Raw genomic sequence first — 21,469 nt, forward strand, 5'->3', positions numbered from 1 at the left:
ATCAGCGTATGCCAGAAATAGCAGGAGGTGAAAATTCCGAGAAATTGCAGGCGAGATGTGCGGAACGTATGATGTAACTGCGAATCAGTACATTTACGGCTTTGCAGAAATCCTGAACTTCCGTTGCAGGGAATAGCTTGTCGGCAGTCAGCCTAATCGCCGTGTCGTTTCGAAAGGTCGCGTAGCCGTCGGAATCGAGCTGTGCGAGTTGCGCCTTTGCGAAATTCTCCAACTGTTTGGGATCGCCCGCCTTTCCGGGATCATGCAGAAGTATTTTGGTGATAGCCGCCTGAACTAGGTGGTCATCATTCAGTTCGGCCATATCGGCAATTTGTACCTCGCGTGTGTCAACGCGTCGCACAATCGTCCTGAGTTCGATTTTGTAGAGCGAATCCCATCGCTCGGATAGCTGTAACTTTAATTCATCAGGCTTACCCATCATCATCGCATGCGAGTCAACCGGTATGGCCACCCTGTTCTGAAGCAACTCCACCTGGTATTTCGTCCCATCCAAATCGACCACATAGTTGCTTTCCGGCAGGTTGAGGCTGAACGGCAGTTCGCCCTGAATTGACCGGCTCAAGCTTAGCGAATCCGTCATTGTGAAGTTCCTCGCTAAACGGTACAAATTACAACGTCAGCACGATTTGCTGTTCACTGTCAGCTGGAGCTTTTCACGCCGCATTATCATCTCGATCAGCAGCCAGGGCCGCCACCACAGATCGGAGAATTTCGTACTCTTGCCTTGCCCTTTCACCTGGGATTCGAGCGTCTCACCGGCTTCTTTGTAGCCGCCATGCCCGAACGCCTGGAATAGCCGATCGCAGAAAATTTGTGCTCTGCCCTTTCGTCGCCCCTGAGGGTACGGGCATAAGCGACGAATTGCTGGATTGAATCCAAGCGAGTATTCACACAATAACCTTTCTGCTGTATCTTAAATCGCTTGTCATCATTTTGGCCGGTAGCATGCCCTTATTCAAGCCGTTCGCTCCGTGTGACGCGATTTTCAACCAGCAAGGTCGTTTCCCCGCTTAGGGAAGCTAATCCAAGCATGCGTGCAACCAGGTCTCTTGGCAGCATCGGCCGGGTGTGATAGGCTGGAATGTCAAGGAGAACCATCAAGATGACCATACAATTACCCAAAGAGCTGGTATCGTCCATTGAGGCCGTCGTCCATAGCGGGCGTTTCGCTAAGGTCGATAAGGCGATGGCCGAGGCCGCCCGGCTGCTGCTTCGCAACTATAAGCAGCCTGTTCGGCCCGTTGCCCCCACCGGTGCCGCCCGGCCAATCGACCCGATTCTGGGCTCCATTGATGCCATGCACGAGGATGGCGAACTCCTTGACGTAATCGTTGCCAACGCCTACCAGCGGCGGCGCGAGGATAAAGGGCGGGAATTCGTCCTTTTAACAAGGCCCTGATCGACACTGATATCGCTTCCGAAATCCTTAAAGGCGTCAATCAGACTGTCAGGGCTAAAGCCATCGCTTACCGGTAGGATCTTGGCGTCCTGACTCTCTCGGCGGTAACGCTGATGGAGATCACGCAAGGCCACTGCCAAAAGCAGGTCCTGCGGCAACTGCAAACCTTCCTGGCCAGCGTCTCCGTTGAAGAAGTGATCCCCTTCGACCGGGCCGCCGCCGAGCTTGCTGGCCGTATCGATGGCGAATTGGATGGTCCTCGCCCCAGAGTCTCGGCATCACTCCGGCAACCACACCGATCGCGGCTCCCCGGTTCGCGAGGACTTGAATTAAGAATACCCCATCGGTTTAAATCACAATTTAATCGATTAATAAATATTTGCATGATAGTTTATTTGCAATTTACTGAAGTTGCGGGATCATCCCGCGGGGGGGGCGATGCCACCGGAGGAACCGGAATCCAACCGGCCCTCCCTGAATGCCCTTCGAAGTTGCCCTCCCGCGTTCATGATCCCCTCTAACGATCGTTGCCTCGGGCGGGGTGGAACTGCTCGTGGATCTCCCGCGCGCGCTTGCGATCGGCCTCGCTGGGTGGTTTGATTTCCAAGGTGCGCACTTCGCCCGGCCTCAGGGAGAATTGCTCGACCGGAAGTGAGATGGAAACGCCTTCCCCCATCGCCAACGACCGGGACAGGGCGATTTCGCCCGCTGGGACTTGGACCTCAACCGGATTACCCGTCGTGGCAATCGAAGCGACCCGTACTCCAGGCGCGCTGGGCTTGAGGCCGACCGGCCTGATCCCGACGTTGGCATTCTGGTCGGCAACGTCCCCCGTACTGTTGAAGGTCAGTGCTGCCCAGGGTTGAAGTCGGATCAGATCGGCTTTTTGGGCCCCGGCTTGGATGGCGAATCCGGAGGGGTGCAGAATCATCAAGAGGTCGTCATCATCCTTGGGATACACGACGAAATGGCCGTTCTCATCCGTGGGTGACCACTGCTCGTCGTACGGGTCGCGCAACTGAGTGCCGGCCAGCGACACGTCCAAGGCGGCGAACGGGCCGGCCGTGGTTGGCAGCACGATCACTTGCGCCGCCCGGGCCGCCTCCCCTTGCGGCGTGATGACCTGCCCGGGTCGTGCCTGGCGGGGATCCGGGCGCAGGTCAGCGGCGGTGCGAATGGCGTCGTAACGCGCGCTGCCCCGTGGCGAAATACTGGCGAAGGTCACCCCCACGGGCTCGAAAAGCTCGGGATAGAGCTTCATCACCCGGTCATGGTAATCCCGCCGGCCGTCCGTTCGTTCGAGTCCGTTCGTGGTCGAAAAGGTCGCCCGGAACGGACCGGATTTCCGGATCGTAGTGTGCGTCCGGCGGACCACGTCCCCCTTGGCAATTGGCCGAGGGGCCTTGGCCAATTTGGTGACCGTCGGTTGGAACCCCACGCGGTGTCATGATCCGGCGTCAGCAGACGCGACGCGCTCTCCAACCCGTGTCGAGCCTGGCCCGAACTCCGCGGTGGGAGCGTGCCGCGTTTCGAGTGCCGGCGGGAGCCGTTGTCAGCTCGGGGAACCGTCGGCGATGGGACCCTCTGGGGTCGCCGGAGGATCGGCGACTTGGGGAGGCGACCAACGGTCGGGGAGAAGGTCGGCCAGATTCTCTTTGGGAAGGGTCGGCAACCGGGACAGCACGTCACGCAAGTAGACGAACGGGTCATGACCGTGACGCTGGCAACTCGACACCACGCTGAATAACACAGCCATCGTCTTCCCGCCGGTCTCACTGCCGGTGAAAAGCCAATTCTTTCGTCCAGTCGCAATCGTTTTCATGTGTTGCTCGGCTACGTTGTTGTCGATCGAAAGGTAGCCCGAGCTGGTGTACCGTTTCAACGCCTCCCAGTGGTTCTCCATGTAACCGATTGCGCCTCCCATCGGACTCTTGGGGAGCACCTGCGGTCGCTCCTCCTTCAGCCACTTCTCGAGGCGCTCCCAAACTGACACCGCCCGCTCCTGGCGGACCCGCAGCCGAATCGCGGCCCGCGTCGGCTCGTCGGCGTCCTCGGGCAGCTTGGCGAGCTCCGCTTTGATCCCCTTCTCGATCGCGTAGAGCTGGCGGTAGTAGGCCAGGGCCGTACTCGCTCGCGCCAGGTCCGTCTTCTGCGCCTCGACGAACTTGCGGCGGGCGTGGGCGTTGCAACCCACCTCCACGACGTTGCCGCCCGCGTAGATGCCGTCGTAGCCGCTGAAGGCATCAGCCTGCAAATAACCGCGAAAACCCTTGAGAAACAGACTCGGACCGTCTCGCTTGCGGCTCCTCGTGAAATCAAAAACATTGTAAGGATAAAGATAATCGCCGAAGTAGATCCAGAGCCGGGCCAAGGCCTTAATCTTTCGCTCCGAGTCCCGCAGCTTCACCGAGGTGTCGTCGGTGTGAATCGTGCCGCACAACAGGATCAATGTCTTCATCAGGTCGTAGAGCGGCTCGAGAGTTTGGGCGGCGCCGGCCATCCAGTCGCAGAGGGTTGAGCGTGACAGCTCCACCCCTTGCCGGGCCAGGCGGCGTTCCTGGCGATGGAGCGGAATATGATCGGCATACTTTTCCGTGATCACATGAGCGAGCAATCCCGGTCCAGGCAAGCCCTTGGAGATCGGCTGGGCTGGCTTGCCGGCGGTGACGACTTGACCTTCGCAGTGCGGGCAGGCGTAAATGCAGCGCACGTGCTCGACCACGAACAGGGTCGCCGGCACGTAGTCGAGCTGCTCGCTGCGTTCGGCGCTGATCTGGGCCCGGGTCTCGCCGCATTGCGGACAGCGGCGTTCGGCTTCGGTCAACTCATAGACCCGAGGCTCGCGGCGGAGGTCCTTGGGCAAGGGCCTGCGGCCGTGGGGGCGTGCCTTCTTCGCGGGGGTCGCTCCCGGTTCGGACTCGGGTGGGACCGCGTCGCCGGTGGCCGCGGGTTCCGGTTCCGGGGCGAGCGGCTCGAAGGCGTCGGGGATGAGCAGCGGCTGATTGGGGTCGAAGCGTTCGGTGCGTGGGCCGTAGATCCGCCGCAAGAGGAGGTCAAGGCGATGCTGCAATTCCTCGTTCTGACGCCGTGTGTCGCGGAGGGCGGCGAGCAGTTCGATGATCATCTGCTGGAGGAAGGCGGGATCACTGGGTAACGTCGCCGTGGGATCGGCAGGGGTCTCAGGAGTGATGGGGCGGGCGTCTGCGCTCATGCCCTCTTAGACGCATGAGGTTCTTATATTATTCGATGATTCTTTGGAAAAACTCGGCGGCCGGGAACTCACACCGTAGCTCTGGGGACGGGTCGGTGATAGCGTTTGCCGCGTTTCACACTCGAAAGATCGATCCCTTCGAGGAGCATGACGAGGTCCGCAGCGCGGACCTCGACGCGGGGCTGAGCCTCCGGAGACGGCGGAAAGCGGAAGGTGCCGGCTTCCAATCGCTTGTACCAGATCGCGTATCCGTCCTCCTCCCAGATCAAGAGCTTGATGCGGTCGGCGGCCTTGTTGCGGAAGACGAAGACGTCTCCCGAGAGCGGATCGCCCTGGAGCCCTTCGCGGACCAAGGCCGCCAAACTGTCGAACGATTTTCGCAGATCGACCGGCTGCGCCGCGAGCCAGATCCGGACAGTCGGAGCCAAGCTCACCATGACCGCCCTCCGGCTTCGAGCAGTTCAACGACTTGCACGAGGGTCTGGGGATCGAACCCGGCCCCGACCCGCAAGCAGCGTCCGTTGGCCAGCACGACCTCGATGCTCCCGGCGGGTGACTCAGCCTTGTCGGCGAGCACATGTACGGGGAGAAACGCGGGCTTGGGCTGGTCACGCCGCTGGAGTTCCCTCCGCCACCAATAAAACGACGGCACGCTCACGCCCTCAGCCAGGCAGAACGCCCGGACGGACAGTCCACCCTGCTTCCACCGGGCCAGAACCAGTCGCCAGTACGGCTCCCGGCCCTTGCCCGATCCTGCCACTCGGCCCATCGTTCACCCCCTTTCGGCCATGCACCGATCGTAGCATGGGCCGCAAGAAGGGGTTCACCGGACGCACACGATCGTACGCAGACGCTTGACTACCTCGTCCCAGGTGACGATTTCGTCACCCCACAAGATCACATGTTTGCTTAATATGACATTCGGCGATTCCGCCTTGGGCTGAGAAACCTCGCTTTGAGCTGCGGACTGGGGCCGACTCGCATCCTTCGCTTCCGCTTGCGGTGGGCTTGCGGCGGGGGCCCAGGCCTGCACGAGCAACGGGGTCAGCGCCACGAGGATAAGGACGGACAGGAAAAAGGACCAGCCGGCCCGACTGAGGCGGAGCATCGGCCGATCGTCGCGGGCGAGCAGGCGGAGGACCCGGCGTTTGAACTCCGACTCGTCGGCGCCCCAGGCGGCGAGACCCACACCCGACTCGCCGATCCGGGTGCGGCGAAGGGCCCACGAGAGCTCGGCCATCCGCACGAGCGCGTCGGCGTAGTGGACGCGTTGCCAACCCGCCGCGAGCACCAGGTCGTCGGCCGCAAGCTCGCGTTCCGTGCTGATGCGATGGCTGACGAACCAGACGGCCGGATGAAAGAAGAGCACGGCCTCGGCCAAGCGCTGAACCAGGTTCACCACCAGGTCGAACCGGCGAATGTGCGCCAACTCGTGCGCCAGCAAGGCCTGCAATTGATCGGGCGACAGCCCCGACGCCAGCGCGGCCGGCAAGAGAATCACCGGCCTCAAAAGCCCCACGACGATCGGCACCGAGATTCGCTCGCAAAAAGCGACCGCCGGAGCGACCTTGATCCCCATCCGCCGAATCTCCAGGCCGATCAGCGTCAGGAGTGGCTCATCCTCCACGGGGACGGCCGATCGCGTCAATTGCCGACCCCCTTGCAAGGCCAGGATCAAACGAAGCGTCATCAGCGCCACGCCGAGGAAATAGCCCGCCATCACGGACGGTGCGAACGGAGCCAGCCAGGACCAAGTCCGGCCCGCCCAGGACGGCCACCACCCAACGCGGCGCGGCAGAGAAGAAGTAACGGCCTGCGGCCCCTGATCGACGACCGCCCTGGCTTCCAACGCCTCCTGAGGCGAGTCGGCGTCCGAGCGACCGGCCGTACGCAACGCCGACGACCGCGGCCCCGGTTCACCCGATCCCGGGACAGCCACCAGCGCAAACGTCACCGGCAGGCAGCCCGCCATCACGACCAACGCGGCGACATCGAACGCGTACCGAACCTGGGCCGACGCTCGCTTCAACGTTCGACCCGCGAGCATGACCACCAGGGCCACCGCACAGCCTTGCCAAAGAAAGTGCGACAACGCCTGCACCAGGCGCAGGGCCATCGACTCATCAAACCAATAAAACGGGTTCATCAGAATTCTCCTCGTGAGGATCGAATTCGCGGCGTTTCGGGCATTGCGGACGGAATTGAAGGCGGGCGCGTTCGACTCGAGGGGCCGTTACGAATCTTTCAACTTGCGGTCGATGATCTGTCGCAATTCCTTGAGTTCTTCATAATTGACGCTTTTTACGTCAAACAACTTGAGCAAGATGGCCGCCGTTGATCCACTGAAGACCCGGTCCAGAACGTCGCCCAAGACACGGCCGGAAACCTCATCCTCGGTGATCCGAGGCGAGAACAGGAACGAGTTGCCTTGCTTGGTGCGCTCCAAGTACTTCTTATCCACCATGGTGTTGAGCGTCGTAATGACCGACGTCTTGGCCAGATCCCGGCCGTCGCCCGCCAACGCCTCCTTCACCTCACGGGCCAGCCGCGGCGACTGCTGCCACAGCACCTGCAGAATCTGAAGTTCCAAAGTCGTTGGATACTTCGAAGCCGGTCGAACCATCGAGCGTCTCCCGCCAAACCCATCGATCTGTATCCGTCTAGTTTTATAGACAGACCAGGCCAGGGACGTCAAGAACGATCGTCTAGAAAACTCGACGGACCGGAAAACAAGTGGACCGGTCTCGTCATGGGTGGGTCCGTGAAGGCGGCCCACTGACGACTTTGCGCCGTGCTGGTGATTCGATTCAGGTGTCGAGAAATGCCGAGAGACGATTGACAGTTGGGCCCATCGCCGGTCTGCTAATCAGGGTAAATCGTCGGCGACGGACAGGAATCACAGAGGCAGTGCGCCATGAACGACTTCCCCCGGATCCACGCTCATTCCCTCGTGATTCTCGGTCTCGCTCTGACACTTCCCTTCGGCCTGGCCGGTTGCGCTCGGGCGCCGGCCAGCGCACCGCCCCCGGCGGCGGCCACGCCGGTCTCGGTCAGTCAGCCGATCGAGCGGAAGATCAACGACTACTCCGACTTCACCGGGAGGACGGCCGCGGTCGAAACGGTCGAGATCCGGGCGCGGGTGACGGGCTACCTGGACAAGGTCAACTTCAAGGAAGGAACGCTGGTCAAGAAGGGAGACGTGCTCTTCGAGATCGACCCGCGGACCTATCAGGCGGCCCTGGCCTATTCCAAGGCCGAGGTCGAACGGCTCAAGTCCCAGCGCGACCTGGACGCGATCGAGCTGCACCGCTCCGAGGACCTGATGCGGCGCGGCGCGGAGACCCGGGAGAATTTCGACCGGGCCGCAGCCAAGCGGAGCGGGTCCGTGGCCGCCCTGGTCGCCGCCGAGGCCCAGGCCCAGCGGGGCGATCTCGACGTCGGGTTCACCAAGGTCGCCGCGCCGATCAGCGGGCGGATCGGCCGGACCCTACTCACCGTGGGGAACCTGGTGCAGTCGGGAGACCAAAATGGCGGCACGCTGCTCACGACGCTCGTCTCGGTGGACCCGATGTACGTCTACTTCGATGTCGATGAGCACACCTTGTTGCGCGTCCGCCAGTTGATCCGCGAGGGGAAGGCGAAGTCCGCCCGCGACGCCAAACTGACGGTCAGGCTCGGCCTGGCCAACGAAGAGGGCCATCCGCACGAAGGGGCGATCGACTTCGTCGACAACCAGGTCAACCCAAGGACCGGCACCTTGCGGTTGCGCGGGGTCTTCCCCAACAAGGACGAGGTCCTCTCCCCCGGCCTGTTCGCGCGGGTCCGGGTGCCGATCGGTGAGCCGCATCCGGCCCTGCTCATCAGCGAGCGGGCCATCGACACCGATCAGGGTCAGAAAATCGTCTACGTCGTCAACAACAAGGACGAGGTGGTCGCACGCCCTATCCGCCTGGGAGCGCTCCACGACGGCTTGCGGGTGATCGAGGATGGCCTGCGCTCGAGCGATCGGGTGATCGTCGTCGGCCTGCAACAGGTTAGGCCCGGCGCCGTCGTCGCGCCGAAGCTCGTCCCGATGCCGGTCGCGGGATTCCAGGCCCCCCCACCCACGGTCGGCGCGGCGAAGACTCCGAATTGACGGTGTGACCGTCGACCCTATCCCGTCCTTGACTGCCGATCTCGCATCGAATCGAGGGGACTTTCATGCTGGCGCGTTTCTTCATCGACCGGCCCGTCCTGGCCTGGGTCATCTCGGTCGTGATCGTCCTGCTCGGCGGGATCGCGGCCGGCCTGCTGCCGATCGCCCAGTACCCGGAGATCACCCCGCCGACCGTCCGGGTGTCGGGGAGCTACCCCGGGGCCAACGCGCAGGTCGTGGCCGACACAGTGGCGGCACCGATCGAGCAGCAGGTCAACGGCGTCGAGAAGATGCTCTACATGTCGTCACAGAGCAGTAATGACGGCTCGTACACCTTGGACGTGACCTTCGCCCTGGGCACCGACATCAACATGGCACAGGTGCTGGTCCAGAACCGCGTCGCCATCGCCCAGCCAGCGCTTCCTGAGACGGTCCGGGCGATCGGCGTGACCGTCAAGAAACGGTCTCCGGACATCCTCCTGATCGTCAATCTCTATTCCGAGGACGACCCGGCGACCGGCCAGCCACATTTCGACCGGCTCTACCTGAGCAACTACGCCACGATCAACCTCCAGGACCCGCTGGCCCGGATGGACGGCGTGGGCGACATCTTCTCCTTCGGCGGCCAAGACTACAGCATGCGGATCTGGCTGGACGCGAACAAGCTGGCCTCGCGCAACCTCTCCGCCGGCGATGTCATCCAGGTCTTGCGCGAGCAGAACATCCAGGTGGCGGCCGGGCAGATCGGCCAGCCCCCCGTCCCCCGCGGCCAGGAGTTTCAATACACGCTGAGCACCCTCGGCCGCCTGGTCGAGGCGGACCAGTTCGCGAACATCATCCTCAAGACCGACTCCCAAGGCGAGGTCACCTACCTCAAGGATGTCAGCCGGTCCGAACTGGGCGCCAAGAGCCAGGACCAGACCCTGACGCTCGACGGCAAGCCGTCGGTCGGCCTGGCGATCTTCCAGTTGCCCGGGTCGAACGCCCTTGAGGTTGCCGACAACCTCAAGGCGGGCATGCGCCTGCTGGAGAAACGCTTCCCCAAGGGGCTCAAGTACACAATTGCCTATGATACTACTCCGTTCATCCGTGAATCGGTGGGCGAGGTCTTCAACACCTTGCGCGACGCGGTGATCCTGGTTGCTATCGTCGTTCTCTTGTTCCTTCAAGACTGGAAATCACTGCTTCTGCCGGTGATCGACGTTGGGGTCTCCCTGATCGGCACGTTCGCCGTCATGACGATGATGGGGTTCTCGCTCAACAACCTGACCCTGTTCGGCTTGGTGCTCGCCATCGGCATCGTCGTGGACGACGCCATCGTGGTCCTCGAGAACATCGAACGCTGGCTGGACAAGGGCCTCCCGGTCCGCGAGGCGACGATCCGGGCGATGAACGAGATCACCGGGCCGATCGTCGCGATCACGTTGGTGCTCAGCTCGGTGTTCCTCCCCAGCGCCTTCCTGGGCGGGATCACCGGCCAGTTCTTCCGCCAGTTCGCCCTGACGATCTCGGCCTCAATGATCATCTCGGCGATCAACGCCATGACGATGACTCCGGCCCGGGCGGCCTCGATCTTCGCCGGCCGAACCCCGGGCCAGCACGGCGACCAGGGCAAGGAAGCGCTCCCTTGGTGGAGCTTCGCCCTGTTCGGGGGCCTCGTGACTGTCTGGCTGCTGACGCCGACGCTCGGCGCCTCGCTCGGCCTCCACTCCGGAGAAGAAGGAGGCGAGGCGGTCCCCGGCGGCCTGATGGCCTCGTTGCTGGGCTGGGGCGCCCAGCTCATCCTGTTCCTCCCCGGCGCCTTCGCGGGCGGCCTGCTCGGCTGGTTCCTGATCCGACCGGTGAACTGGGCCCTCGCCCGGTTCTTCCGAGGCTTCAACTGGGTCTTCGACCGTGTGACCGACGCCTACGGCGCCATTGTGGGCTGGAGCCTCCGCCTCAGCCTGATCGTGCTCTTGCTCTACGCCGGCCTGATCGGCCTGACCGGCTACGGCTTCACCCAGGTCCCCGCCGGATTCATCCCGAGCCAGGACAAAGGGCGCCTGATCGTCAACGTCCAACTGCCCGACTCGGCCGCGCTCGAGCGTACGGCCGAGGTGATCGACAAGATCGAAGTGATCGCCCGCGAGACCCCCGGGGTCGCGCACACGCTCGGTAACCCGGGCCGGTCATTCGTCCTCAACGCGATCGGCTCGAACCTCGGCTCCGCGTTCGTCATGCTCGAGCCGTTCCACGAACGGAGGGATCCCGCGCGGGGGGCGGACGCGATCATGGCCCGGCTCCGCGACCGGTTCAAACGCGAGATCCCCGAGGCCCGGGTGAACGTCTTCGGGGCGCCTGCGGTGGACGGGCTCGGAAATGCCGGCGGGTTCAAGCTGATGGTCGAGGCGACCGGCGACGTCAACTTCACCGCGCTCCAGAGTCAGGCGGACAACCTCGTCACCAAAGGGAACCAGCAGCCCGGGCTCATCGGCCTCTACAACGGCTTCCGCGCCAATACGCCTCAGCTCTACGTGGACGTGGACCGGACCAAGGTCCGAACGATGGGGGTGGCGCTCACCGACGTCTTCGACACCCTCCAGGTCTATCTCGGCGGCTTCTACGTCAACGACTTCAACCGGTTCGGCCGCACCTGGCAGGTCAAGCTCCAGGCCGACGCCTCGTTCCGCGTCGACGCCGAAGCCGTCAAGCAGCTCAAGGTCCGCAACACCGACGGCGACATGGTGCCGCTGGGCGCGGTGGTCGACATCAAGGACTCAGTCGGACCACTCACCGTCACCCGTTATAACATGTTCCCCTCCGCACCCATCAGCGGCGCCTCGCTCCCCGGGGTCAGTACCGGCGACGTGCTCCGGATGATGGAGAACCTGTCGGAGCGGGAGCTGCCGCGCTCGATGACCTACGAGTGGACCGAGCTCAGCTACTTGCAGAAGCAGGCGAGCAAGATCGAGAAGTTCCGCGACTTGCAGCAGAACCCCTTCAGCGCGTTCGCGCTCGGGGCCCTGCTCGTCTTCTTCGTCTTGGCGGGTCTCTACGAGAGCTGGTCGCTACCGCTGGCGGTGATCCTGGTCGTGCCGATGTGCCTGCTGAGTGCCCTGACCGGGATTGCGCTGGCGGGGATGGATGTGAACATCTTCGTACAGGTCGGCTTCGTGGTGCTGACCGGCCTGGCCTGCAAGAATGCGATCCTGATCGTCGAGTTCGCCCGCGACCGCCAGAGTGAAGGGGTGCCCCGCTTCGAGGCCGCCCTGGAGGCCGCCAAGGTCCGGCTCAGGCCGATCATCATGACCTCGCTGGCGTTCATCCTCGGCGTCTTCCCGCTCGTGATCGCCCAAGGGGCCGGGGCCGAGATGCGCCGGACGCTCGGGACGGCGGTCTTCGCCGGCATGATCGGCGTGACCCTGTTCGGCATCTTCCTGACCCCGGTCTTCTACTCCGTCATCCGCTGGTTCAGCGGCCCGGGGCCAGCAGCCGGCTCCCGCCATGAAACCGGCGTGCATGTCGTCGCCCTGCCGGAACCCGAGCCTGAGCCCACAGACTCGGCCCAAGAGGTTCCCGACCGTTGAGGAAGCGGCCCCATGAAACGACACCACGAACACGCCCTCATCCTGCTGCTCAGCCTGCTGGTGGCTCCGCGGGTCGCGGTTCGGGCCGAGCCGCCGGCGGCCGTCAAGCTGAGGCCGCATCCCGACGCCCTGCCCAACACGCATCCACCCGGCGAGGTGGATCGGCCCGAGCTCGTTCCGTTCATCGTGGCGGATCCGGCATCGCTGCCCGGGATCGTGGTCGATGACACGGCCGCCACGCTGGTCGGAAAATGGCAATATTCCACGCACACACCGCCCTATGTGGGACTCGGCTATCTCCATGATCTCAAGGAAGGCAAGGGCGAGAAGTCGGTGACATTTACCCCCGACCTCCCCCACGACGGCCTCTATGAAGTGCGGCTGGCCCATTGCTACAACATCCGTCGCGCCACCAACACACCGGTGACGATTCAACATGCCGACGGCGTGACCACGCTCCCGATCAATCAGCAGGAGACTCCCCCGCACCACCGACTGTTCCGCACCCTCGGCACCTTCCGTTTCCAAGCCGGCCGCTCCGGCTGGGTCCGGATTTCCAATCAGGGAACCCCAGGCAAGAACGTCATTGCCGATGCCGTGCAATGGCTGCCCAGGGAGGCGAAGGCGAAGTAAGTCGACGCTCAATACGCCCACTCAAAAAAAACAACCAAATCTCAAAATATAAACAATCAATGAAATTCAAGCGGACGGGACGCCCGCGGTCCCAGGGACGGGAAGAGTGGGGAAGGTATTCTCTGGCGTTTTGGCGTGGTGCTTGTCAACATGCTGCGTCCGTGCACGGGGTGGGCAGGGCGTCCGGTGTGCGATCCTCACGAAACCCTGCGGCAGGAGCCTGTGATGAAAACGGTTGCGCTGACAGCGGGAGTGGTCTTGATTGCGTCGGTTTCCCTGCTGGCCGGGGCGGACAACGAGGCCACCCCGAGCATCAAGCAGGTGATGGTCAAACTCAACAAGGGCCCCAACTCTCCACTCGCCAAGCTCAAGACGGACCTCGGCGCTTCGACGCCCGACTGGGACAACATCCAAAAGTCGACCAAGGACTTTGTGGTCTTGGGAGCGGCCCTGGCGAAGAACACGCCCTCGAAGGGGGATAAGGCGTCCTGGGACAAGCTCTCCGACCTCTACTTCAAAGACTCGAAGGCCCTCGACGACGCGGCCAAGAGCCACGACCTGGCGGCAGCCAAGGCGGCGCACCAACGGCTCTCCACCTCATGCAAGTCCTGCCACGGGGCTCACAAAGGCAAAGCCAGCTGAGCCTCCCCACCCCCGATGAGTCGGTTGGACCTCTCGTCAACAGCCCCTGCTGTCCCCCTCGGCGAGAGTCCCGGCCGCTCTTCGTCATGGCCGATCGCCCCCAGTCGGCGAACGTTCCCCCAAGGCCGGTCGGTCGACTCCAACGCCGGGCGCGAATCCGAGCGATTCGGTTCCGCAGCGACAAGGTCGGCCAGGCGTTGGCTCCGGGCCCGGAGCCAAGGACCAAGGGCGGCTTACCCCGGTATCCGCCGGTTCTCCAACCGCTCCACCCGAGCCACAAAACGGCCAAGCTCCCCTGTAACCCCTTCACGAGATCGGCCATTCGCGTATAATCGCCACCATTGGACCAACGGCCATGGCAGCCCGGCCGTTTCTTGAGAGTCCCCAAATTACCGCATCACCAAACCTAGTTCGCCTATCTTTCCCACTTTACATAATACGACTTTGTGGGCGGGGTGAATTTGACACGTCATTCATTGTCCACGCATGCACCCAAATTAGTCTTCGACTTCCCTGCCCGATAGGTATCGGACCAGGGGAACGATAAGAACGCCAACCACGCTCATTGCGATCCGAAGGGAAATTCTGATGGATATCACGCTCAAGGGTGGGCCGCTCGACGGGGAAGTCGTTTCGATTACCGTTTCAAGCACGTCCTACCGTACGCAGATCGAGAATCGCCACGTCGTTTATGACCAATCGAACGAGCGAACCGAGCGCGGCCAGCAGGTGTTTACTCATCGCGCGCCGGTAATCCAGAGTAAACCGACCCCGTAACCACCGATCGCAGGATCAACGTCGCGTTAACGAACCATATCGCCGCCCCAACAAGACATGCCAAGGCAGTCCGGGGCCACGCCCGGCCCCGACGCTCTTCCCTGGTTGGAACCGACCCACTCCTCCCCTGGGACCGCGGACGCCCAGACCGCGGCTCCCAGGACTGACGCTACGTCCCGGTGGGAACCGACAACAACGCGTGGCGCCGGCAACCCGGTCCGGCCGCCAGCCACCGCGGCCCGCGGCCAACCGAGAGACGAAACCTTGAACCTGCCCATCGCCTCGAGCCTCTTGGTATTCTCGGGCGAGGGGACAAAGCCCTTTTCGCTGTCCTCGGTAGCCTTCACCAGCACCATCACTCGTATCGTGCGTCTCCTCGTTTTGGCCGGTGTATAACCATCGCCTCGGGAAGGCCTCCTCAGCCGTCGCCCCGGCGTGCAGCTTCGATCGCGGCGATGTCGATCTTCCTCATCGTCATCATGGCTTCCATGGCACGCTTCGCTGCGGCGCGATCCGGGTCGGTCGTCGCGTCGAGCAGCACGCGCGGCGTGATCTGCCAGGAGAAGCCCCAGCGATCCTTGCACCAGCCGCAAGCGCTCTCCTTGCCGCCATTGCCGACGATCGCGTCCCAGTAGCGGTCAGTCTCATCCTGGTTCTCGGTCAGGACCATGAAGCTGACCGCCTCGTTCGGCTTGAAATTCGGCCCGCCATTCAGGCCGACGTAAGCCTGGCCCAGGACGGTGAACTCGACGGTGAGATCCTCGCCCACCTTGGCAGACGGAATGTCCACGGGGGAGGCGTGGGCTTTCCCGACGTGGCTGTCGGGGAACACGCTCGCGTAGAACTCGGCCGCCTCGCGGGCCTTGCCGTTGTCGAACCACAGGCAGGTGATCATCTTGGTCATCTCCGCTCTCCTCATTTGCCGCTGGCGAACCCCTGTCATCTCTCCGAGAAGATCCCAGTTTCGGGATTGGAACCATTTATCGGCAGGGAGTCAACGGACGTACAGTAATTTTCCGGATTGGGCGATCCCTTCGGGCCGGGCTCTACTCGCTTCGCTCACAGAGCCCCTGCGAGTCTCCGCCATTCGGTGACGCGTGCCTTCATTTCTGGAGGTGGGTGGGGGTTCCACCGAGGGAAACTGAGAGGTACGATGGTGCTGAAATTCTCGACGCAGACGCATCAAAAATCGCTTGACCTTGTTGCGTCAATGAAATAGCGTTTACTTACGACTGCACTTTCCGCAACTTTGTACATTCAGCACGGCGACGCAGCCACGCTACGGACGGTGGCGTCACGACACTCCCTCGTAACCGCTCTCACCGACTTCGGCGAGCCGCGCCACGATGCAATAGGCGGCCCGGGGTGACCGAAGGGGAAATTCAGGAGGCCGCCGCCAGGCTGCTCAGCCTGGCCGCCTGACATCGATCAGGTCCCGGAAAGTGCAGGTTGCGTCTCAGCGGGAAGGCAAGATGGCTTCATCCCATCGCCGGCAATCGACTCTGGCCAAGATCATGACCGTCAACGTGGCGGTCGCCATCCTCCTTGCGTCGTTTCGGCTCGGTCCCGCGGGCCTGGCGCCTTACGGTTTGGCGCTCTTGTATGTGGCGATCGGTCTGCTCCTCGCCTTGCTGATCACCGTCCCACTCGACGCCCTGCTCGGCATTCCGTGTCCCTACTGCCAGCACCGGTCGTTACGGCGTCTGGCCCTTCCCCTCAACATTGTCAGCTACTACCAATGTGCCAACTGTAAAACGCGTTGCAAGCGGTCGTTACCGCTCGCGCGCTGGCGGGATGCGTCGGGGCCCGAGGACGCCGCGAAGTATCGGCGAAAGTCCCCCGCGGGAAAATGGCTGGGCTACACCCACCCCGGCCCCAACGCCGATGACTCCACCTGTTCGGGGATCCTGCTCCGAAGCAAGCGACTCCGGACAACGACGCCGGGCGCCGAGGAATCGCCGCCACCCTCCTAAATAAAAGAAGGAAAGGAGCGGCTCAAACGCGGGCCGGCCCGCCCCAGCCCAGGATCACTCGAATCGAGTCGCGGCGTCCCCAGGCGACGACGGCCGCCAGGGCGAGGAGGACCAGCGGGGCCGCGGGGCTACTCTTGAGCACGACGAGGTGGGCAACCACGGCCCCAATCATGATCGGCGCGAGGAGCAACGCCCCCAGGCCGCTCGTTCGCGGGACGATCAGGAGCACGGCCGCGAGGACCTCCAAGGTACCCGTCAGGCAGCGGAACCACTGGCCAAGGCCGACCTTCCGGAACTCCTCGACCATCATCTCGACCCCGGCCAACTTGGCCCCCCCCGCGCCAAGGAAGGCCGCCGCCAAGAGCACCTGGAGGATCCAGAGGCCGACATTGGCCCCACGACCCGGCTTGGCCGCTGAAGCGGAGTCTTGAACATCAACCATGGTACAACTCCTCATGAAGCCGCGGCCCGACAATCGGGATCGCTCCTTGTTTGGTCGTTCCTGACGAACCCGAGCCCATTTCTCAAGCAGAGCCTAGTCCGAGCGACGACCTTGCGATATAGATCATTCTGGCGTAACCCTTTAGGCCACCCTTTCAGAGCCAATGATCCTCGTGGCCGAGCGCCCTGGGCTACCTTGGACCGCCCCGTTGAGGCTGATTCCAAACAAACGATTCACCGCAACACTCATACCACAACATCAAATTTCCATAACCCATATGCCATCCGACGGTAAACCGCTGTAAGCGCCAGAACGGCGAGTGGATCGCTCCCTTGCCGACTTGGGAGAGAGGGAGGGGGGGAGAAGGCGAAGCGGAACGTCCGAGGTCCCAAGGGAGCAAAAAAAATCGGCCGAGCCCGTTCGCGGGAAGTGTCGCGAACGGGCCCGGCCGTGGTGGGAGTGGAGACGAGGGGTCAATAGCTGTCGGAGCTGACGACCTCGGATCCCCGGGTGGTCGAGAGGGCGCGCCAGACGACCGTGCTGATCGTGTCCTTGAAGAACCGGACCGAGCCGTCGCCCATCGCGGCGTTGACGCCGCCGGAGTGGTGACTCCGCAGCGCCAGCGACTGGTTCTGGGTGGCGTCGGCCGTGCCGGAGCCGGCGCTAATCACGCATCCTTTGATGCCGTTCCAGTCCTGACGGGCCGGGCAGACGCGGTCGGCCTCGTCGGGGTTCGACGAATTCGGGGGATTCCAGGTCTCGAACCCGTTGCCGCCGCTGGCGATCGAGACCTCGCTGATCGGGCCGCCCCAGCCGGGGGTGGTGGTCGAGGTGAGGATCTCTCCCAGCAGCAGGGTCGTGCTCGTGCCGTCGTTCATGTCCTTGAAGCCGTAGCTTGCGCCGATGCCGAACGGTGCGCCGAGGAAGGGGACGTTGACCTTGGTCGTCTGTCCGTAGTTGGTGTTGCCGAAGTTCGCGGCGTAGTTGCTCCGGATCCGAGCCCAGGTCGCGTCCGTCCACTCGTCTTCCCGGAGGCCGTCGGACGGGCAGCCAAAGGTGGCGATCTTGGTCTTCCGCGCGGTCAGGTTCGACGGATCGCTGTAGGACATACTGAAGTTATGGCTATTGAACCAGGCCTGTTGCTCGATGGTGGCGCCGATCCCGCTATACCAGGTCATATCATTGTTCCAGCCGGTGTTGGCCCCCGGCGGAGCGCTGGCGCCGTACTTCGTGCGAGCTCCCAAGGGGAGCGATCCCTGGGTGTCGTGATAGTTGTGCATCCCGAGCGCCAGTTGCTTGAGGTTATTCACACACTGGGAGCGTCGGGCCGCCTCGCGGGCCGCCTGAACGGCCGGCAAGAGCAAGGCAATGAGGACGGCGATGATGGCAATGACCACGAGCAGTTCGATCAGCGTGAACCCGCGTCGCGTTTGGGACATCGTAGGACTCCTGGACTGCCTGACAAGGCGTCAGTTACGAAAATACCAACCAATGATTACTTCGACGACATGGCGAAATCCTGATCCGCCTTATCCGCTTTCACTTCGATCGGGAGACCGTTCTTGTAACGGGCCGGGATGGTGGCCGAAGGAGGGGGCGTGTAGTTGCTGCTCACCACCGCGGGCCGCTCGGCTGTCGCCCCACTCAGGATCACGGTAACCTTGCCCACGCCAACCTTGGGGGCGACGTAACGACCTTTGAGGATCGGCACCGTGACCGGCGGGGCCTCCGCATTCGAAGGGACAAACTGAATCGACCCCTCATCAAGTGGCTTTCCGTCCAGCGTAACCTCTCCCTCGAGCCGGGCCGACTCGTATTTGGCCGAGGCGCCGCCGCCGGATCCGCACCCCCCCACGAGGCCGACCACGGCCGCGACGATCCCAAGCCGCGCGCACGAACGTTGGACCCAACCATCAACCATCGCGACAACCTCCACTGCATGCACAATAAAAACGAAACAAAGAGCCACCCGAAGGACCGTCCACCGACGACCGACACTCCCTCATCCCTAACGGAGGGGGGGGACGGAATTGCGAGCTCGCACGACCGTTCAACCCACACGCAACTCGCGGGTCAAACCTAACAACTTAAAAGATAGGAATTCGGGACGTTTTGACGATGGCTAGTTACCCTTATATTACTCTGACCAACTCTTTGTAAAGGAAATTTCTAAAGCTCAATCAGTCCTGAGCGAACGAATGGCATACGGAAGAAGCCAGCATGCGTGACAGGTGGAAAGTCATAACTTCCTCTAGCAGACCAAGTTTTTGACGAGACGAACGGCGCTTTTCCCATCCGCTTTCGGGGTCGAAACGCGACGAGGAAGCCGTTCTGATTTCGACGTGCATCGTTGGCTTCATGACCGCCTGATACTCCGCAATTAGCGGGTCGACCGGCGAAGTGGTTGCATGACCGCCACACCGGGCTGTACAGTGGCAGATGGGGGCCAAGTGCGTTGACAACCGACCAGAACCGCAATCGAGAACCCGCGGCCGACGCCAAGCCGGTCGCCGGCGCGGCGGGGGGGCGTTCCGCGCGGCGTCGGATTTGGGCCTACCGGCTCGCGTCGTTGGTCCTGGGGCCGGTCCTCTTCCTGGGGTTGCTCGAGACCGGCTTGGGGCTTGCGGGCTACGGCCACCCCACCTCATTCTTTCTCGCACGCGCAAGGGCGAAGGGCGCGACGACCCTGACCGAGAACCCCGAGTTCGGCCTCCGGTTCTTCCCTCCGAGTCTCGTCCGGACTCCGCTGTCGATCGCCTTCCCGACCGCCAAGCCGGCGGGCACCTGCCGCGTCTTCGTGCTCGGTGAGTCGGCCGCGATGGGGATTCCCGACCCGTCGACAAGCTTCGCACGCGTCCTCGAGGTGATGCTCCGCGACCGGTTTCCCCAAGTCCGGTTCGAGGTCATCAACACGGCGATGGTCGCCATCAACTCCCACGCCGTCGTCGACATCGCGCGGGAGTGCGCCCGGCATCAGCCCGACCTGTTCGTCGTCCTCCTGGGGAATAACGAGGTGGTCGGACCGTTCGGGGCCGCGGGCGTGATCGGACCGTACGCGCCAAGCCGGCGTCTGATTCGTGCTTCGCTCTGGGTGAAGGACACCAGGCTCGGCCAGCTCATGAGCGCCGGCTTGCGCGCGACCCGCCTCGCCGGCAAAGCCCCCCGATACTGGGACGGCATGGCCATGTTCCAAGGCAGCCGGGTGCGCGCCGACGACCCCCGCCTGCGGGCGACCTACGCCCACTTCCGCGCGAACCTCGGGCAAGTCTGCGAGGCCGGCCTCAGCGCGGGGGCGAAGGTCGTCGTCTGCACTGTGCCGGTGAACCTGGCCGATTGCCCCCCGTTCGCCTCGGAGCACGCCACGCGACTCACGCCGGCCCAGCGCAACGCCTGGGAGACGCCCTATCGCGAGGGGGTCGAACACCAAGCCGCGGGGCAATACGCCGCCGCCCTCGACCGCTATGACCACGCGGCCCGGATCGACGACACGTTCGCCGCGCTCGAATTCCAGCGCGGCCAGTGCCTCAGAGCACTCGGACGCGACGCCGAGGCCCGCCCCAGCTTCAGCCGGGCCCGCGACCTGGACGCCCTCCGGTTCCGCGCGGATTCGACCGTGAACGCGATCATCCGCCAGGTGGCCGCCTCGCACCAGGCACGCGGCGTCTCGCTCGTCGACGCCGAGCGGGAGTTCGCCACGACCAGCCCGAACGGTCTGCCCGGGAAAAACCTCTTCCATGAACACGTCCACATGACGTTTTCCGGAAATTATCAGCTTGCGAGCGGCGTCTTCCGGACGGTCGCCAAGGTCGTGGCCCCAGCGCAGCCGCCCGAGGCGGAACCTCCCTCGGAATCCTGGTGCGCGGAGCGGCTCGCCTACACCCGGAGAGAACGGACCCGGAACGCGGCCCGGATCCACGAGATGCTCCAGAATCCGCCGTTCACCGACCAGCTCTATCACGCCGAACGCGAAGCCGAGTGGGAAGCGCAAGCCCCGGAGCGACAGGATGACCTCGGGCTCGCGGCCCTTCAAACCGCCGTCGACACCTGCCGAACCGCCCTGCAAGCGAGCCCCGACGATTGGATGCTCCGGATCCATTACGCCTACTTATTGACCGAACTCGGGGCGCCGAGCCAGGCGGCCCTGCAATACGAGGCGGTCATCAAGCAGCGGCCCTTTAGCGCCATGGCAATCGACAAGTTGGCCACCCTCCAGTTGAAAGCAGGGGAGTTCGACGAGGCGGCGGCCGGTTTCGAAGCCGCGCTCGCAATCCAGCCCGGAGACTCCTCCGCGGCCTACGGCCGGGCCGAAGTTCTCGCCGCCCGAGGCAAGATCCGCGACGCGATCGCGGCGTACGAAGCGCAAGTCGCCAAACAACCCGACCGCGTGGAAGCGCTCCGACGATTGGCTGGCTTCCTGAACCACCTCGGCAAGCCGAACCAAGCCCAAAGCCGCCTGGAGGAGGCCCTCCGGCTCGATCCCAACGACCCGCTCACCCGCGTCGACCTCGGCAACGCGCTCGCCCAGGCGGGCGACCTCGACGGCGCGATCGCGCAGAGCGAGGCCGCCCTCCGACTTCGACCCCACTGGCCCGAGATGACCGACCACCTCGCCGCCCTGCGAAAGACCAAGGCGAGCGACGGGCCAGGCCGATCGCGATGACGATCGCCGC

19 protein-coding genes and 1 pseudogene are annotated in these 21,469 nt (G+C 63.4%); 8 read left to right on the forward strand and 12 right to left on the reverse strand.

The genetic code is table 11. From position 1 onward, the window contains the following. Nucleotide 1: 1 nt before the first annotated feature. Nucleotides 2-601 (reverse strand): hypothetical protein, encoded by a 600-nt coding sequence (locus tag BUS42_RS25050; protein ID WP_074311609.1) that lies wholly within the window; start codon nt 599-601, stop codon nt 2-4. Between the two features lie 522 nt (nt 602-1,123). Here BUS42_RS25050 and BUS42_RS25055 point away from each other — a divergent pair. Beyond that, nucleotides 1,124-1,420 carry a ribbon-helix-helix domain-containing protein gene (locus tag BUS42_RS25055; protein ID WP_074311611.1) on the forward strand — a complete coding sequence of 99 codons (297 nt, stop codon included), beginning with the start codon at nt 1,124-1,126 and terminating at the stop codon, nt 1,418-1,420. Between the two features lie 517 nt (nt 1,421-1,937). Here BUS42_RS25055 and BUS42_RS25060 read toward each other — a convergent pair. The 6 genes from BUS42_RS25060 to BUS42_RS25085 all read right to left on the reverse strand — a co-directional run bounded on the left by BUS42_RS25060 (nt 1,938) and on the right by BUS42_RS25085 (nt 7,254). Next, nucleotides 1,938-2,858 (reverse strand): hypothetical protein, encoded by a 921-nt coding sequence (locus tag BUS42_RS25060; RefSeq protein WP_074311613.1) that lies wholly within the window; start codon nt 2,856-2,858, stop codon nt 1,938-1,940. A gap of 114 nt (nt 2,859-2,972) precedes the next feature. Beyond that, nucleotides 2,973-4,631, reverse strand: coding sequence for an IS66 family transposase (tnpC, locus tag BUS42_RS25065; RefSeq protein ID WP_074308792.1), 1,659 nt, complete (start codon nt 4,629-4,631; stop codon nt 2,973-2,975). A 68-nt stretch (nt 4,632-4,699) separates the two neighbouring features. Next, complete coding sequence (tnpB, locus tag BUS42_RS25070) at nt 4,700-5,068, reverse strand: IS66 family insertion sequence element accessory protein TnpB (protein WP_074308790.1); 369 nt, start codon at nt 5,066-5,068, stop codon at nt 4,700-4,702. Continuing rightward, nucleotides 5,062-5,400 (reverse strand): IS66 family insertion sequence element accessory protein TnpA, encoded by a 339-nt coding sequence (gene tnpA, locus BUS42_RS25075; RefSeq protein ID WP_074308788.1) that lies wholly within the window; start codon nt 5,398-5,400, stop codon nt 5,062-5,064. The genes tnpB and tnpA overlap by 7 nt, the downstream gene beginning before the upstream one ends. 54 nt (nt 5,401-5,454) lie before the next feature. Then, nucleotides 5,455-6,777, reverse strand: a complete 1,323-nt coding sequence (locus BUS42_RS25080) for a M56 family metallopeptidase (RefSeq protein WP_074311615.1) — start codon at nt 6,775-6,777, stop codon at nt 5,455-5,457. Nucleotides 6,778-6,864: 87 nt separating this feature from the next. Then, the gene (locus BUS42_RS25085; RefSeq protein ID WP_074311617.1) at nt 6,865-7,254 is read right to left on the reverse strand and encodes a BlaI/MecI/CopY family transcriptional regulator; all 390 of its coding nucleotides are present in this window, start codon (nt 7,252-7,254) and stop codon (nt 6,865-6,867) included. A gap of 291 nt (nt 7,255-7,545) precedes the next feature. Between BUS42_RS25085 and BUS42_RS25090 the strand changes: the two genes are divergently transcribed. The 5 genes from BUS42_RS25090 (at nt 7,546) to BUS42_RS25115 (ending at nt 14,384) form a co-directional block, all read left to right on the forward strand. Then, complete coding sequence (locus BUS42_RS25090) at nt 7,546-8,766, forward strand: efflux RND transporter periplasmic adaptor subunit (RefSeq protein WP_074311619.1); 1,221 nt, start codon at nt 7,546-7,548, stop codon at nt 8,764-8,766. A gap of 65 nt (nt 8,767-8,831) precedes the next feature. Beyond that, nucleotides 8,832-12,332 (forward strand): efflux RND transporter permease subunit, encoded by a 3,501-nt coding sequence (locus BUS42_RS25095; RefSeq protein ID WP_074311621.1) that lies wholly within the window; start codon nt 8,832-8,834, stop codon nt 12,330-12,332. A gap of 12 nt (nt 12,333-12,344) precedes the next feature. Beyond that, a complete protein-coding gene (locus BUS42_RS25100) occupies nt 12,345-12,965 on the forward strand; it encodes a golvesin C-terminal-like domain-containing protein (protein WP_074311623.1) in 621 nt (206 codons plus the stop codon). Between the two features lie 225 nt (nt 12,966-13,190). Then, nucleotides 13,191-13,607 carry a cytochrome c gene (locus BUS42_RS25105; protein ID WP_074311625.1) on the forward strand — a complete coding sequence of 139 codons (417 nt, stop codon included), beginning with the start codon at nt 13,191-13,193 and terminating at the stop codon, nt 13,605-13,607. A gap of 588 nt (nt 13,608-14,195) precedes the next feature. Then, the gene (locus tag BUS42_RS25115; RefSeq protein WP_074311629.1) at nt 14,196-14,384 is read left to right on the forward strand and encodes a hypothetical protein; all 189 of its coding nucleotides are present in this window, start codon (nt 14,196-14,198) and stop codon (nt 14,382-14,384) included. A 266-nt stretch (nt 14,385-14,650) separates the two neighbouring features. Here BUS42_RS25115 and BUS42_RS46660 read toward each other — a convergent pair. Together BUS42_RS46660 and BUS42_RS25120 are read right to left on the reverse strand one after the other, a co-directional pair. Continuing rightward, nucleotides 14,651-14,749: pseudogene (locus tag BUS42_RS46660) on the reverse strand (YciI family protein); the annotation flags it as partial. Nucleotides 14,750-14,802: 53 nt separating this feature from the next. Further along, nucleotides 14,803-15,288, reverse strand: coding sequence for a VOC family protein (locus BUS42_RS25120; RefSeq protein ID WP_074311631.1), 486 nt, complete (start codon nt 15,286-15,288; stop codon nt 14,803-14,805). 568 nt (nt 15,289-15,856) lie between these two features. Here BUS42_RS25120 and BUS42_RS25125 point away from each other — a divergent pair. Beyond that, the gene (locus BUS42_RS25125) at nt 15,857-16,357 is read left to right on the forward strand and encodes a hypothetical protein (protein WP_074311633.1); all 501 of its coding nucleotides are present in this window, start codon (nt 15,857-15,859) and stop codon (nt 16,355-16,357) included. A gap of 22 nt (nt 16,358-16,379) precedes the next feature. Here the strand turns inward: BUS42_RS25125 and BUS42_RS25130 are convergent, their stop codons facing one another. The 3 genes from BUS42_RS25130 to BUS42_RS25140 all read right to left on the reverse strand — a co-directional run bounded on the left by BUS42_RS25130 (nt 16,380) and on the right by BUS42_RS25140 (nt 18,720). After that, entirely contained in the window at nt 16,380-16,799 is a 420-nt protein-coding gene (locus BUS42_RS25130; RefSeq protein WP_083670617.1) for a DoxX family protein, read from the reverse strand. A 473-nt stretch (nt 16,800-17,272) separates the two neighbouring features. Further along, a complete protein-coding gene (locus BUS42_RS25135; protein WP_074311635.1) occupies nt 17,273-18,238 on the reverse strand; it encodes a DUF1559 domain-containing protein in 966 nt (321 codons plus the stop codon). Nucleotides 18,239-18,294: 56 nt separating this feature from the next. Further along, a complete protein-coding gene (locus BUS42_RS25140; protein WP_074311637.1) occupies nt 18,295-18,720 on the reverse strand; it encodes a hypothetical protein in 426 nt (141 codons plus the stop codon). A 534-nt stretch (nt 18,721-19,254) separates the two neighbouring features. Between BUS42_RS25140 and BUS42_RS25145 the strand changes: the two genes are divergently transcribed. Continuing rightward, a complete protein-coding gene (locus BUS42_RS25145) occupies nt 19,255-21,459 on the forward strand; it encodes a tetratricopeptide repeat protein (protein WP_074311639.1) in 2,205 nt (734 codons plus the stop codon). The last annotated feature ends 10 nt before the right edge of the window (nt 21,460-21,469 follow it).

The organism is Singulisphaera sp. GP187 (genome assembly GCF_900129635.1).
Taxonomy (GTDB): Bacteria; Planctomycetota; Planctomycetia; order Isosphaerales; family Isosphaeraceae; genus Singulisphaera.

Excerpts from the sequence above, each read along its gene's own strand:
- BUS42_RS25050 (WP_074311609.1), bottom strand. The coding sequence starts at position 601 with ATGACGGATTCGCTAAGCTTGAGCCGGTCAATTCAGGGCGAACTGCCG.
- BUS42_RS25055 (WP_074311611.1), top strand. The coding sequence starts at position 1,124 with ATGACCATACAATTACCCAAAGAGCTGGTATCGTCCATTGAGGCCGTC.
- tnpC (WP_074308792.1), bottom strand. The coding sequence starts at position 4,631 with ATGAGCGCAGACGCCCGCCCCATCACTCCTGAGACCCCTGCCGATCCC.
- tnpB (WP_074308790.1), bottom strand. The coding sequence starts at position 5,068 with ATGGTGAGCTTGGCTCCGACTGTCCGGATCTGGCTCGCGGCGCAGCCG.
- tnpA (WP_074308788.1), bottom strand. The coding sequence starts at position 5,400 with ATGGGCCGAGTGGCAGGATCGGGCAAGGGCCGGGAGCCGTACTGGCGA.
- BUS42_RS25080 (WP_074311615.1), bottom strand. The coding sequence starts at position 6,777 with ATGAACCCGTTTTATTGGTTTGATGAGTCGATGGCCCTGCGCCTGGTG.
- BUS42_RS25085 (WP_074311617.1), bottom strand. The coding sequence starts at position 7,254 with ATGGTTCGACCGGCTTCGAAGTATCCAACGACTTTGGAACTTCAGATT.
- BUS42_RS25090 (WP_074311619.1), top strand. The coding sequence starts at position 7,546 with ATGAACGACTTCCCCCGGATCCACGCTCATTCCCTCGTGATTCTCGGT.
- BUS42_RS25095 (WP_074311621.1), top strand. The coding sequence starts at position 8,832 with ATGCTGGCGCGTTTCTTCATCGACCGGCCCGTCCTGGCCTGGGTCATC.
- BUS42_RS25100 (WP_074311623.1), top strand. The coding sequence starts at position 12,345 with ATGAAACGACACCACGAACACGCCCTCATCCTGCTGCTCAGCCTGCTG.
- BUS42_RS25105 (WP_074311625.1), top strand. The coding sequence starts at position 13,191 with ATGAAAACGGTTGCGCTGACAGCGGGAGTGGTCTTGATTGCGTCGGTT.
- BUS42_RS25115 (WP_074311629.1), top strand. The coding sequence starts at position 14,196 with ATGGATATCACGCTCAAGGGTGGGCCGCTCGACGGGGAAGTCGTTTCG.
- BUS42_RS25120 (WP_074311631.1), bottom strand. The coding sequence starts at position 15,288 with ATGACCAAGATGATCACCTGCCTGTGGTTCGACAACGGCAAGGCCCGC.
- BUS42_RS25125 (WP_074311633.1), top strand. The coding sequence starts at position 15,857 with ATGGCTTCATCCCATCGCCGGCAATCGACTCTGGCCAAGATCATGACC.
- BUS42_RS25130 (WP_083670617.1), bottom strand. The coding sequence starts at position 16,799 with ATGGTTGATGTTCAAGACTCCGCTTCAGCGGCCAAGCCGGGTCGTGGG.
- BUS42_RS25135 (WP_074311635.1), bottom strand. The coding sequence starts at position 18,238 with ATGTCCCAAACGCGACGCGGGTTCACGCTGATCGAACTGCTCGTGGTC.
- BUS42_RS25140 (WP_074311637.1), bottom strand. The coding sequence starts at position 18,720 with ATGGTTGATGGTTGGGTCCAACGTTCGTGCGCGCGGCTTGGGATCGTC.